This window comes from Streptomyces sp. NBC_00344 (assembly GCF_036088315.1).
Classification (GTDB): Bacteria; Actinomycetota; Actinomycetes; order Streptomycetales; family Streptomycetaceae; genus Streptomyces.
In genome coordinates this window covers 5,158,642-5,171,651 of the sequence record NZ_CP107996.1, presented here as the reverse complement: position 1 = coordinate 5,171,651, position 13,010 = coordinate 5,158,642, and the positions used below count along the sequence as shown (strand labels likewise).

10 protein-coding genes are annotated in these 13,010 nt (G+C 69.3%); 6 read left to right on the top strand and 4 right to left on the bottom strand.

Translation table 11 applies throughout. The features are described from left to right. Positions 1 to 50 precede the first annotated feature (50 nt). From OHS16_RS23325 to OHS16_RS23305, 5 genes are all read left to right on the top strand, one after another. Positions 51 to 740 (top strand): ABC transporter ATP-binding protein, encoded by a 690-nt coding sequence (locus OHS16_RS23325; protein WP_328539188.1) that lies wholly within the window; start codon positions 51 to 53, stop codon positions 738 to 740. Then, on the top strand, positions 737 to 3,079 hold the full coding sequence (locus tag OHS16_RS23320; RefSeq protein ID WP_328539187.1) for a hypothetical protein: 2,343 nt from the start codon (positions 737 to 739) through the stop codon (positions 3,077 to 3,079). Before OHS16_RS23325 ends, OHS16_RS23320 begins: the two co-directional genes overlap by 4 nt. Positions 3,080 to 3,448: 369 nt before the next feature. Then, a complete protein-coding gene (locus tag OHS16_RS23315) occupies positions 3,449 to 4,072 on the top strand; it encodes a GntR family transcriptional regulator (RefSeq protein WP_328539186.1) in 624 nt (207 codons plus the stop codon). A 206-nt stretch (positions 4,073 to 4,278) separates the two neighbouring features. Continuing rightward, positions 4,279 to 6,942, top strand: a complete 2,664-nt coding sequence (gene aceE, locus OHS16_RS23310; protein ID WP_328539185.1) for a pyruvate dehydrogenase (acetyl-transferring), homodimeric type — start codon at positions 4,279 to 4,281, stop codon at positions 6,940 to 6,942. 41 nt (positions 6,943 to 6,983) lie between these two features. Next, complete coding sequence (locus tag OHS16_RS23305) at positions 6,984 to 7,955, top strand: helix-turn-helix transcriptional regulator (protein ID WP_328539184.1); 972 nt, start codon at positions 6,984 to 6,986, stop codon at positions 7,953 to 7,955. Between the two features lie 13 nt (positions 7,956 to 7,968). Here the strand turns inward: OHS16_RS23305 and OHS16_RS23300 are convergent, their stop codons facing one another. Together OHS16_RS23300 and OHS16_RS23295 are read right to left on the bottom strand one after the other, a co-directional pair. Further along, positions 7,969 to 9,480: a sodium:solute symporter family protein gene (locus OHS16_RS23300; RefSeq protein WP_328539183.1), complete on the bottom strand. Its 1,512-nt coding sequence runs from the start codon at positions 9,478 to 9,480 to the stop codon at positions 7,969 to 7,971. Next, entirely contained in the window at positions 9,477 to 9,677 is a 201-nt protein-coding gene (locus OHS16_RS23295; RefSeq protein WP_328539182.1) for a DUF3311 domain-containing protein, read from the bottom strand. Before OHS16_RS23295 ends, OHS16_RS23300 begins: the two co-directional genes overlap by 4 nt. Before the next feature lie 200 nt (positions 9,678 to 9,877). Between OHS16_RS23295 and OHS16_RS23290 the strand changes: the two genes are divergently transcribed. Then, the gene (locus OHS16_RS23290) at positions 9,878 to 10,024 is read left to right on the top strand and encodes a hypothetical protein (RefSeq protein WP_328539181.1); all 147 of its coding nucleotides are present in this window, start codon (positions 9,878 to 9,880) and stop codon (positions 10,022 to 10,024) included. Here OHS16_RS23290 and OHS16_RS23285 read toward each other — a convergent pair whose 3' ends face one another. Together OHS16_RS23285 and OHS16_RS23280 are read right to left on the bottom strand one after the other, a co-directional pair. Beyond that, positions 10,025 to 10,948, bottom strand: a complete 924-nt coding sequence (locus OHS16_RS23285; protein WP_328539180.1) for an SDR family oxidoreductase — start codon at positions 10,946 to 10,948, stop codon at positions 10,025 to 10,027. It abuts the gene before it with no gap. Between the two features lie 43 nt (positions 10,949 to 10,991). Next, positions 10,992 to 12,977, bottom strand: a complete 1,986-nt coding sequence (locus OHS16_RS23280; protein WP_443042788.1) for a hypothetical protein — start codon at positions 12,975 to 12,977, stop codon at positions 10,992 to 10,994. Positions 12,978 to 13,010: the final 33 nt, after the last annotated feature.

Here is a 13,010-nt window from a genome sequence, read left to right as displayed (position 1 = left end):
CCGGGATACCGCATCCCTGCGGCACAGACGCGTCCAGGCACGGCAGTAACATGAGCAAGAGGGTGAACAGGTTGCTCACGGGAGAAGATCTCCGGCTTACCTACGGATCGGACCACGCGCTGGCGGGTGCGTCTCTGACAGTCCAGCCGGGGGAAAGCATCGGTGTCGTCGGACGCAGCGGGTCCGGCAAGACCTCATTGCTGCTGTGCCTTGCCGGAATCGTCCGGCCATCCGGTGGGAGGGTCGCCTTCCGCGGGACGCGAATTGATGATGGTTCGGACGAGGAACGGAGCGCACTGCGCCGGACCTCGTTCGGCTTCGTCTTCCAGTTCGGTGAATTGGCCCCAGAATTGAGCCTGTTGGAGAACGTCTCCATGCCGCTGCGGTTCGCAGGCGTACGCCGAGCGCCTGCGGAACGTCGAGCCCGTGAGGCCATGGGTGACGTAGGAATCGCCGAGCTGGCCCAGCGTCGCCCCGGTCAGGTCTCCGGGGGGCAGGTGCAGCGTGCAGCAGTAGCCCGCGCGCTGGTCCACGAGCCAGCAGTGATCTTCGCGGACGAACCGACCGGGGCCCTGGACGCCGACAGCGGACAGAAAGTACTGGCGCTGCTACTGGACCAGGCACGGGTACGCGGCAGTTCAGTCCTGTTGGTCACTCATGACAGCACCGTCGCGTCTGCCGCGGACCGTACGGTTGTCGTCACCGACGGACGGACCGGGGCCCAGGGAGTCACGCTGTGAGACTTCTGCTCATGGGGGCTCGCAGCGCTCTGGTCGAAGGCCGTGCCTCCCGCGCCCGGCTACTGCTCGCGGTGTGTGGCATGGCTGCCGTGGTGCTGGTCCTGCTGGCGGCGGCCGGGGCCCACTCCGTCGTAGACCACCGCGCTGACGCGTCCGTCGCGCGATCTCCGGTCACAGCTGATATCAGGGGCGGCGATGCGGCGACCGGCATCTATGTATTGACAGCGCAGGACACCTGGCACGGCCGACCGGTGACCCGGGTCCTTGTGGACTTCCAGGCGGCCTCCGTCCATCCTGTGCCGACACCGCCGGGCCTGAAAAAGCTGCCGGGCCCCGGCCGTTGCGCTGTTTCACCGGCTCTGCGGGACTTGCTGACCGCAAGGCCTGATTCCGCGTCGCTGCGTGAACGCTACTGCGGGGGGAGTGACAGCCGGTCCGAAGTCATCTCGGCAGATGGGCTCCTGGAGCCGGGCGAACTCATGGCGTACGTGGGGACCCGCGGTCTGGCCGGTGATCCGGACGCCGATCAGATCACCGCATTCGGTGCCGGGCGGATCGCTACGCAGGTAGCGGACGCCGACACGTCGGCAGCCGACCGGGTCCTGCTCGCGGTCGTCGGCGTCCTGACCATTCCGCTGATCCTGATGGTCACCACCAGTACCCGCCTGGCAGGCCGGGCCCGCGCTCGGAGACTTGCGGCGTTGCGGCTGGCAGGCGCATCGGAGCGCCAGGCCGCCACAGTCCTCTCAGGAGAGATCCTCGCGGTGGCACTGGCGGGAGTACTGCTCGCCTGGGTGGCGTTCTCGTGCCTGCGGGTGCTCTCCACAGGGTGGACGGTCGCGGATTACGGCTGGTATCCGGGGGCGGCTCAGCCCGGCCTGACCGGCATTCTCGTCAGCGTGCTCGTGCCGTGGCTCGCTGTGCGCATCGCCCGCCGCGAGGCCCGGAGTGCGCTTCGGGACCCGTACAGCGCACGCCGCGCGGACAAAGTCCGCACGCCGCGCTTCTGGGCCATGATTCCGCTGCTGACGGGCATGGCATTGCTCGGCTATCTCATCGGCTTCGGCGGACCGCGCTACGACACGTTCGTCTCACCGGCGCAGATGACGGTTCTCTATACCGCTCTGGTGCTGAGCCTGGCTGGGTTGGCCTGGTTCATCCCAGCACTCACCCGCGGTGTCGCCAGGCCCTTCGCCAGGCGGGCCGACCGCGTGTGGATGCAACTCGCGGGGCGCCAGATCCGGGCGGGCGCCGGCCCTGTCACCCGAAGTGTGGCCGCACTCGCCATCGTCATGGTGACAGCCGGATCCGCTCAGCTGGCAGTGGGCACACTGCGCCAGTCCGAGGGGTACTGGCTCGAAGAGCAGCTCGCGACCCCGGCGGGCCGTGCCGTCTCGGTGGAGCACCCGTCCAAGGCAGTGCTCGCCGCAGCGAAAGGCCATGTTCCCGGGGCCCGAGCGGCGCTCACGGTACGCAGATACCAGGCGGCAGCGACCGCATCCGGTGCGCCGTCGCTGAACGCGGTGCTGGTGGCCGACTGCCACTGGATCGACACCTGGCTCGGACGTCATGTCCCGGCCTGTCGGCAGGGCGCTGCGATGAGGATCACACAAAGCGGGCTGGATCCCGATCTCCACGCCGGAGCCAGCACCGTGTTCACTGACAGCTCGGCCGGCACCCAGGGCACCACTTTCACCGTGGTCGCCCCGCGGGCGGTTCTGGACCTTCCGGCGGTCGACGGCGCAGCGCGGCTGGACGCCACGCTGCTCCTGCCCCCGGATTCGCCCGCCCTGCGCGACCTGCCGCAAAGTACTCCTGGTCTGCTGCTGGTGTTCCCCGAGAAACGCTCCACTGCCGAGGACTCGGTGCGCGGCGGGTTGCTCGCGGCCGATCCACACGCGCAGTTGGACAGTACATCTGCCCAACTCCATCAGATCCGAGCCGAGATCACTCCACTGGTGGTGGCCACGACGGGTACCACTGTGGCCGTGTGCGTGCTGCTGCTGGGAGTCCTGATCATCGCTGCCTTCGATGCGGCCCTCTCCCGTGCGAGGACGACCGGCTTGCTGGTCGCGACCGGCGCCCCCGCCCGTACTCTGCGCCTCGCGCAGGCGTTCCAACTGCTGTTGCCCACGGCTGCGGCGGCCTGCTGCGCGCTGTCCCTTCATGTGCTGGTGAATCTCGCGATCACTCAGGTCACCCGTGGAGGCGTCGGATTCAGCTTCGCCGCTGTGGGCGTCCTGGGAGGCGTCGGGCTCGCCGGCCTGGTGGTGGCCGTCGTGCCGGCGCTCGTCGTGAACGGCGCCAAGGGAGACACCGAGTTGCTACGCGCCGGCTGACGAGACTTCCCCGCGTCCGGCGAGGTTGTCGGAGGCCTCTACCCACGCGCGGCGTCACATGGCATCTCCGACTGGCATCCGCAGCACGGTTTCGTTCATCACGCCGCTCAGTTCGGGCCTGGTTGGGAGATCGATACGCCTGGCCCGTTCGAGCGTGCTGCGACCGGCTGATCCACCGGTTCATCCGGCACAAAACAGAGCGATTGACGTATCCGGCCACCCATCACAGTCGCTTCAGGTCACCGTACGGATACGAATGGTCAATTCGCTCCGCCCGGATCGCCTCCCGTGCCAGGCCGGTCACACCCATCACTGCGACGGGATAATCGCCGGTAACCTCGTGCACACCCCCGCTAAGGAGTACCCGCCATGACCGTGCCCGTCATCCACTCCCTGCGCGAGCAGATCCGCGAGCACATCGTGGAGGGCATCGTCAGCGGGCGCTGGAAGCCGGGTGAGCGGATCGTGGAGCGGCGGATCGCCGTGGAACTGGAGGTCAGTCAGACGCCGGTGCGGGAGGCGCTGCGCGAGCTGGAGACTCTGCGGCTCATCGAGTCGGCCCCCAACAAGGGTGTACGCGTGCGGAATCTGACCGCCGCGGACCTGGAGGAGAGCTATCCGGTCCGGGCCGGTCTCGAACAGATCGCGGCCGAACTGGCCGTGGACCGGCTGGCCGCCGATGTCTCGGTGCTCGAACCGCCGGTCGCCGCGCTCTACGCGGCGGACCGGGTGGCCGACAGCGCCGCGCAGGTGAGGCACACGGTGGCCTTCCACAGGGAACTCGTGCGGGCCGCCGGGAACAGCGTCCTGCTGCACACCTGGGAGTCGCTCGGCATCGAGGTGTTCACCGCGTTGTCGATCCGGTGGCTGGGAACGGTGCAGAAGTCATACGCGGAGGAGCACGAGGCACTCGTCGAGGCATTCAGGCGACGGGACCCGCAGATCGGTCCGCTGGTCAAGGACCATGTGCTCGGATGTGCGCCCCGCGCCTAGTTTGGGCGTGCGTTCCAGGCACTGCGTGCCCCACTTCGTGGCACCGCATGCCGACTTTTTACTTTCCGGAAAGATTTTCCCTCGAACCCTTTGATCGATCATCGATCAGCGACTTAAAGTCGACGGCGGGCTTCACCCAGCCCGTCGCCCTGTCCTGCCAGACCGGGCCTTTTCTTCACCCCTGTTCTGTCCGGAAGGCGGCGATCATGACCGACCCCGTAGGCAAGCTTCCGAGCGAGCTGGACCAGCTCCCGGACCGCGACCCGGAGGAGACTGCCGAATGGGCGGCTTCCCTCGACGCCGTAACCAAGGCCGCAGGCCCCCACCGTGCCGCATATCTGATGCGCCGCACGCTGGAGCGGGCCGACGGCGCCGGTCTCGCGCTGCCCAAGCTGCTGGAGACCGACTACGTCAACACCATCCCGACTTCCGCCGAGCCCGTCTTCGACGGTGACGAGGCGATGGAGAGCCGGATCACCGCCTGGAACCGCTGGAACGCGGCCGCGATGGTCACCCGCGGCTCGCGCTTCGGCGTCGGCGGCCATATAGCCACCTTCGCCTCCGCCGCCTGGCTGTACGAAACCGGCTTCAACCACTTCTTCCGCGGCAAGGAGGGTGGGTCGGGCGACCAGCTCTACATCCAGGGCCATGCGTCCCCCGGTATCTACGCCCGCGCCTTCCTCGACGGACGCCTGAGCGAGCAGCAGCTCGACAACTTCCGCCAGGAGGCGGGCGGCGAGGGACTGCCGTCCTACCCGCACCCGCGCCGGCTGCCCTGGCTGTGGGAGTTCCCCACCGTCTCCATGGGCCTCGGCCCGATCTCCTCGATCTACCAGGCGCGGTTCAACCGCTATCTGGCAGGCCGGGGAATCAAGGACACCTCGAACTCGCATGTCTGGGCGTTCCTCGGCGACGGCGAGATGGACGAGCCCGAGTCGACCACGGCACTGACGCTCGCGGCCCGCGAGAAGCTCGACAACCTGACCTTCGTCATCAACTGCAACCTGCAGCGCCTCGACGGCCCGGTACGCGCCAACTTCCGTGTGGTGCAGGAGCTGGAAGCCCAGTTCCGCGGGGCCGGCTGGAACGTCATCAAGACGCTCTGGGGCTCCGCCTGGGACGAGCTGTTCCAGCTCGACACGAAGGGCGCACTGGTGCGCCGCCTGCGCGAGGTGCCGGACGCGCAGTTCCAGACGTACGCCACGCGCGATGTGGCCTACATCCGTGAGCACTTCTTCGGAGCCGAGCCCGCGCTGGCCGAGCTGGCCAAGGTGCTCACCGACGCCAAGATCGCCGAGTGCTTCCACTCCTCGCGCGGTGGCCACGAGGCCCGCAAGGTGTACGCGGCGTACAGGGCGGCCGTCGAGTTCAAGGGCGCGCCGACCGTGATCCTGGCGCAGACGGTGAAGGGCCACACTCTCGGTGAGGGCTTCGAGTCGCGCAATGCCAACCACCAGATGAAGAAGCTCGACGGCAAGCAGTTCCGCGTGATGCGCGACCTGCTGGACCTGCCGATCCCGGACGCCAGGCTCGACGAGGGCCTGGTGCCCTACGGCCACCCCGGTGCCGACTCCCCCGAAGTCCGCTACCTCCAGGAGCGCCGCGCGGAGCTCGGCGGCCCCGCCCCGGCCCGCCGGGTGCACCAGGTGGTCCTTCCGGAGCCCGAGGAGCGGGCGTTCAAGGCCCTCATCAAGGGTTCGGGTCAGCAGGAGATGGCCACCACCATGGCCTTCGTCCGGCTGATGAAGGATCTGATGCGGGACAAGGAGACCGGCAAACGCTGGGTGCCGATCGTCCCCGACGAGGCCCGTACCTTCGGTATGGAGTCGCTGTTCCCCTCGGCAGGCATCTATTCGCCGCTCGGGCAGACGTACGACCCGGTCGACCGCGACCAGCTGATGTACTACAAGGAAGCCACGAACGGCCAGATCCTCAACGAGGGGATCACCGAGGCCGGCGCCATGGCCGACTTCATCGCCGCCGCCACGTCGTACGCCACGCACGGCGAGCCGATGATTCCCTTCTACATCTTCTACTCGATGTTCGGCTGGCAGCGCACCGCCGACCAGATGTGGCAGCTCGCCGACCAGCTCGGCCGCGGCTTCATCGTCGGTGCGACCGCCGGGCGCACCACCCTGACCGGTGAGGGACTGCAGCACGCGGACGGCCATTCGCATCTGATCGCCGCCACCAACCCCGCGGCGCTCAACTACGACCCGGCCTTCGCCTTCGAGATCGCGGTGATCGTCAAGGACGGTCTGCGCCGGATGTACGGGCCCGACGCCGAGAACGTCTTCTACTACCTGACGGTCTACAACGAGCCGAAGCAGCAGCCCGCGATGCCCGAGGGAGCCGAGGAGGGCATCGTCCGCGGTCTGTACCGCTTCAAGGACGGCGCGGCCGCCGAGGGCGCCCCGCACATCCAGTTGCTCGCCTCTGGTACGGCGATCCACTGGGCCCTCGAGGCGCAGCAGCTTCTCGCCGACGACTGGGGTGTCACCGGTGACGTCTGGTCCGCGACCTCCTGGGGTGAGCTGCGCCGCGACGCGATGGCCGCGGACGAGGCACTGCTCAACGGCGAGCAGCGCACGCCGTACGTCACCCAGGCGCTGGCCGGTGCCCCCGGACCGGTGCTCGCGGTGAGCGACTGGATGCGGCAGGTGCCGGACCAGATCAGCCAGTGGGTCGAGCAGGACTACTCCTCGCTCGGCACCGACGGCTTCGGCCTCTCCGACACCCGGGAGGCCGCCCGCAGGCACTTCGGTGTCGACGCGCAGTCGATCGTGGTCGCCGCTCTCGCCGCACTCGCCAAGCGGGGCGAGGTCCCGGTCTCGGCCGTGAAGGAGGCAAGGGCCCGCTACGGCGTCTGATCGCCGGGTCCGATGTCAGTGGCGGCGTGCATGCTGTGAGCATGCGCGCCGCCCGCCTGATCAAGATGGTGCTCCTGCTCCAGTCCCGGCCGATGATGACGGCAGCCGAGCTGGCGCAGGAGCTCGAGGTGTCCGAGCGCACCGTCACCCGTGATGCGCTGTCGCTCTCCGAAGCCGGGATCCCGGTGTACGCGGAGCGTGGCCGGTCCGGTGGGTACCGCCTGACCGCCGGCTACCGCACCAGGCTCACCGGTCTCGCGCGTCCCGAGGCCGAAGCCCTCTTCCTCTCCGGGGTTCCGGGCGCGCTGCGGCAGATGGGCCTCGCCGACGCCGCTTCGGCCGCACGCCTGAAGGTCTCGGCGGCTCTCCTCCCCTCTCTTCGCGACGCGTCGTCGTCCGCGTCCCAGCGCTTCCACCTGGACGCACCCGGCTGGTATCAGGAGCCGGAGACACCGGAGCTGCTTCCGCCGCTCGCCGACGCGGTCTGGTCCGACCGCCGGGTCCGCGCCCGGTACGACCGCCGGGACGGATCCGGTGTGCAGCGCGTTCTCGATCCGTACGGCCTCGTGCTGAAGGCCGGTGTCTGGTATCTCTGTGCCCGCGCGGACGAGGACTTCCGGGTCTACCGTGTCGAGCGCTTCAGCACGGTGGAGGTCTCCGGCGACGACCGGTTCGTGCGCGACGACAGCTTCGATCTCCCCGCCTTCTGGGAGCGGCAGGCGGCCGCGTTCGCCCGGTCGATCCTCCGTGCGGAGGTCGAGGTCCGGCTCTCGGCGGCTGGAGCCGCCAGGCTCCCGTACGCCGTGGACGGCGAGGCCGCGCGCGAGGCGCTGGCGTCCGCCGCAGCCGCGGACTCGCTGGGCAGGGTGACCGTCGCCCTGCCCGTCGAGTCGCTGGATGTGGCGTACGGCCAGCTGCTCGCGCTGGGCCCGGATGCGGAGATCCTCGGACCGGCGGAGCTGCGCGATCGCTTCGCCGGTGCGACGGCGAGAGCCGCGGCCCTGTACCGCTGAGCGGTCCGGGTGCTCAGCGCAGATCCGCGCCTGCCTCGAGGGCCGCGGTGCCCGGTCCGGGTTCCGCCGGAACCGAGTGGGCCGGCTCCCGCTCGCGGGTGGCGGCCGACACCGCGATCGTCACCACGCAGTTCAGCAGCAGCGCGATGATTCCGACGTTGAGGTCCTTGACCGCCTGGGGCAGTGCGGGCGTCAGGCTCCCCACCGTGGCGCCGGAGATGGTGCTCCATGCGACGGTGGCCACGCCCACGACGATGCCCGCGGCCGCGCCCTGCCTGGTGACCTGCCGACGGCGGAACAGACTCGCCAGCACCGCCGGGAAGAGCTGCGTCACCAGGGCGTATCCCATGAGGAGCAGGGAGACCAGGGAGCTGCCCCCGTTGAAGGTGAAGTACAGGGAGACCAGGGCGAGTACCGGGACGAGCAGCTTGGCGAGCTGTGCGACCTGCGCGTCCGTCGTCCGGGGGCGGGCCAGCAGGTACACATTCTTCGCGAGGCAGGTCGCCGATGTCATCAGCAGCAGCGAGCCGGGGACCAGGGCGGTGAGCAGACCGGCTCCTCCGACGATGCCGACGATCCACGGGGGGAAGGACGCCGTGGAGATCCGCAAGAGTGACAGGTCCGCGTCCGCACCCTTCAGTCCTGGCACCACCAGGATGGCGGTGAAACCGGCGAAGAACACGAAGAGAAGGATCAGCTGGTACAGCGGCATGAAGATCGCGTTGCGCCGGAAGACCTTCTCGTTCTGAGCGGTGTAGGAAGCACTGAAGGAATGCGGCCACATGTAGAACCCGATCGCCGACAGCAGCACCGTGGAGGCGAACCACGCGGGGCTCATCCCGCTGGAGGGCAGCGTGAGGAAGTGCGGCTGAGCGGCGTCGACCGCGTGGAACATCCCGCCGATGCCTCCGAAGTAGTGCACCGGCAGATAGATGCCGATGGCCAGGACGACGAGCAGGATGGTGATGTCCTTGAGCAGCGCCGTCCACGCCGATCCGTGGATGCCGGAGATCGTCACGTACCCGGTCAGCACGACGGTGCCGATGATGACCGCCCAGTGCGACGGGATATGGCCGTACGAGGACACGGAGACGATGATCCCCAGCCCCTTCAGCTGCAGGACGAGATACGGGACCATCGCGACGACTCCCACCAGAGCCACCAGCGCCCCCAGCAGCGGACTCCGGTACTTGGCCACGAAGAAGTCCGACTGAGAGATCAGGCGGTGTTCCTTGGCGTAGCGCCAGATGGGCGGCAGCAGCCAGTACGACATGACGTACGCGAGCGAGCCGTAACACAGGATGTAGAGCGCCGGAGCGCCCTTGCCGTAGGCCCAGCCCGAGGCGCCGAGGAACGTGAACGTCGTGTAGATCTCGCCGGCGAGCAGCAGGAAGACGAAGGTGGTGCCGAACCCCCGGCCTCCGACAGACCACTGCTCCAGGTCCATGTCCTTGCCGCTCCGGGCGCGCAGCCCGAGTCCCATGGCCGCCGCGAGAAACACCAGGATGACTGCGAGGGCGGTCATGACGTGCGCTCCTCGCGGTTCGCCGGGTCCAGCCGGTAGACGACGGCCATCGACGCCGAGCTCAGTGCGACCCACATGACCAGCCAGAAAAGGATGAACGGCATCCCCAGGACGTAGGGCGTGACCCGGTTGGCGACGAAGATGCCGCCCAGAATCCCGATGAACGGGACCGCGCCGAGCGCGTGGATGGGTTTCATGGGGTGAAGAACCTCCTCAGGCAGCCGTGATCGACCGCGTGAACGGACAGCTCCGCCCGGCGACAGGGCAGTGGGCAGGACGGGACGGCCGCATGAACGGGTGGTGGAGGGGAAGAAGCCCTCGCACGTACGCGAGACAGCACTCAATTTCCACCATGTGGATTTTGATTTTCACTATGAGATATTCAATGGGTCTCTGCATGACCCTGTCAACGATTCCCGGCATATACGCAAATATTCAACTTTTTGTTGAACTAACCGACCCGATCGTGGCCGTGCCCGGCCCGGCCGTACCGCTGATCGCCGAGCGGACCGCAGGGCCGGTCCGCTCGGCTGATCAGCAGTGATCAGCGGTAGTCGCCGGCCGGAGCGTCCTTGTCGCCGAGCACCACGTCCGTGAAGTAGCCCCAGGCATCCGGCCGGCTCCCGTCCACGTCGGTGAAGCCGTACTCCTTCGCCAGCTGTCCGCTGGACAGCGACTGGCCGTTCCAGCGCGCCCGTTCGGCGTCCGCGGCGATCGCAGCCACCGCCCGCGCCACGAACACCGGGGACTCCGCGATCACGAATTCCGGCACCTCGGCGATCGCGTCACGCCAGTTCTCCTCGGTCACACCGAAGAGGTCGAGCATCGCCTCGGAGCGCAGAAAGCCGGGGGTGACAGAGACCGCCGTGCCATCCACCGCCTTCAGGTCGTGGGACAGGTTGAACGCCATCCTGATCGGTGCGTTCTTGGCGAGGTCGAAGTAGAAGTTCTCCCGGTAGGCACGATTGAACTCGGCCGTCCCGTCCGTCACTTCGACGACCAGTCCGCCGGGGTGACGCACCAGCAGAGGCAGTGCGTAACTGCTGGTGATGATGTGGCTCTTGACACCGAGCTCCAGCATGCGCAGCCCTCGCGCCAGCTCGATGTCCCACATCTTGGTTTCCTTGCCGAACTCGGTCAGGTGGTCACCACCCCAGATGTCGTTGACCAGGATGTCGAGCCGGCCCTGCTCCCGGTCGATCCGCTCGACCAGGGCACGCACCTGGCTCTCCTCCAGATGGTCGGTGGGTACGGCGATGCCGTGACCACCGGCCTCCGTCGCCAGTTCGGCGGTCTCCTCGATGGTCTCGGGCCGGCCCATCTCGCTGCGTTTTCCGCGGGTGGTCCGGCCGGTCGCGTACACCGTGGCGCCCGCGGCACCGAGTTGTACGGCGATGGCCCGGCCTGCGCCGCGCGTGGCCCCTGCGACCAGGGCGATGCGTCCCGTCAGTGGTGTGTCGGTCTCCATGCGTCTCACCGTCGCACGGTTACCCGACAACTTCTGTCCGGATTTATCCCAGGGCCTTCAGAGTCTCCCCGTTCGCCAGCCGTGCCGTCATGACGGCATGGCTGGCCTGCCCCGCCCGGACGGCAAGCGTCGGGCCGGCGGCGGTGCCGTGCACACCGCCGGTCACCTCGATCCTGCGGGTCTCCCGGCTGCCGGCTCCGAGCAGATACCAGTGCCCCGCCCTGGATCTCCACTTGGCGTCCGCGAGCACGTGCCGGCCGAAGCGGCTGCACACCGCGGTGTTCCGTTCCGTCGCGACGACCGCGTCGGGCGCCGAATCGGATGCGGCCGGCAGCTGGAGCTGCACCGACACGCGGCCGGGGCCCTGCCAGGTGTCGGCCCTGGCACACACCCAGGAGGCGCGGCCCGCGTGTTCGGGAAGCTGCTGGCGGGCGTACTCCCAGTTGTTCACCGCCCGCACTCCGGTGCCGCGTACCCCGTTCAGCGAGCAGGCCGTGTGCGCCCAGCTCAACAGCGCCTGGCTGCCGGTCGCTTCGCGCGGCTGCCCGGCCGGTGCCCCGCCGCCGGGTGGCGGGGTGTAGGTGAGATGGACGGGGGTGAGGTCTCCCAGATCCGTGAGGATGAAGGCGTGGTTCTCCGCGATCCTGCTCGACGAGCGCAGCTGGAGCGCAGGCCAGGAGTGGCAGTTGGCACTCCCCGCCGCCGGCCGCGCCAGGGGCGCGGTGACCCCCGCGCCGCCGACAGCGAGCCCGCGTGCCGGAGCATCCGGTTTCAGCAGGTCCCGGGTGGCCGACTCGGCGACCCAGGGAGCCAGCAGGAAGCGCGCGTTGTCGCCGGCGCGGGCGATGACGACCGCGGCCCCGGTGGTGACATCCGCGTCGTCCGTACGGGCGAAGTCCAGCGCGGGCGCGCCCCCGCCGTCGGTGGGCTCGGTGTATCTGACGATCCGGTCCCGGTCGGCGAACAGGGTCACCGCCGCCCCGTCCAGATTTCCCGCCCAGAGCAGCCGGGGCGGCTGGGCCGGCGGCACCGTCGCGGTGCTTGGCGTCGCGGTGACTCTCACCGTGCGGGCCGGATTCGCCCAGACCTTCAGGGCCCGGCCGAGCAGTCCCCTGTCGTCCTTGCGGCTGCCGCGCGCCGGCCAGACCGTGAAGTCGATCCGGGAAGTGTCCGACCACTCCTGGGCGGGCGCTCTCAGCAGCAGAGCGGGGTCGACGGCGCGTGCGCTCACCGAGCCGTCGCGGGTCCCGGTCGCGGCCACCGGTGCGGAGGAGCCGCCCCGGTCGGCCACCGCCAGGGCGACAGCCAGCACGGCGGCTACCGCGCCCGCCCCTCTGGCCAGCCTGATGCGCTGTCCGCGCCGGATCAGGTCCGTCGGCCGGGTGTGCACCAGGGTGGGATCGAACTCGTCGGAGCGGAGCAGCGCCCCGGCCCCCGCTGCCGCCGGCATCCGGGCGAGGCGGTGCGCGGTGCGCAGTGCGGACCCCGCGTCGGTGGCCCCTGCCCGGGTGAGCAGGGTGCGGGTCGCCTGCTCACCCAGGCCCTCGATCCGGTGCAGCACCAGTGCGGCACGGGCCGCCGCCGTGGTCCCGGACAGGGCCTGCTCCAGGGCGAGTTCGTCCGCCCCGCCGGAACGCGGGAAGAACCGCAGCCCCCAGACGGCGGGCAGCACCGGCCGCACCGTACGGGGTGCGGGCAGCCGCCGGGGCCACCAGCGGGGCCGCCTGCCGTACGCCAGAACAGCGGTCAGCACCTCGCGTCTGACCAGGGCGTAGGCGGGATCCTCCGCGCCGCCCCGCTGTGCGGGTACCCGTGGCTCCTCCCCGGGTTCGCCGCCGCGTACCCTGCGCAGCGCGCGCTGGACAGTGGCGTGTGCGGTGAGCACCCTGCGGTGGCGTCCGAGCGACGGCGGCAGGGTGACATAGGCGAGACGCACCAGGCTGGGGTAGTGCTCGACAAGGGCGGCTTCGGCCTGGTCCAGGCCCACCCGGGCGACGCCGGTCCGCGCTGTGTCCGGCTGTTGTGGCATGCGCATGACGGGGATGGCCCCTTCGGGGTGAGT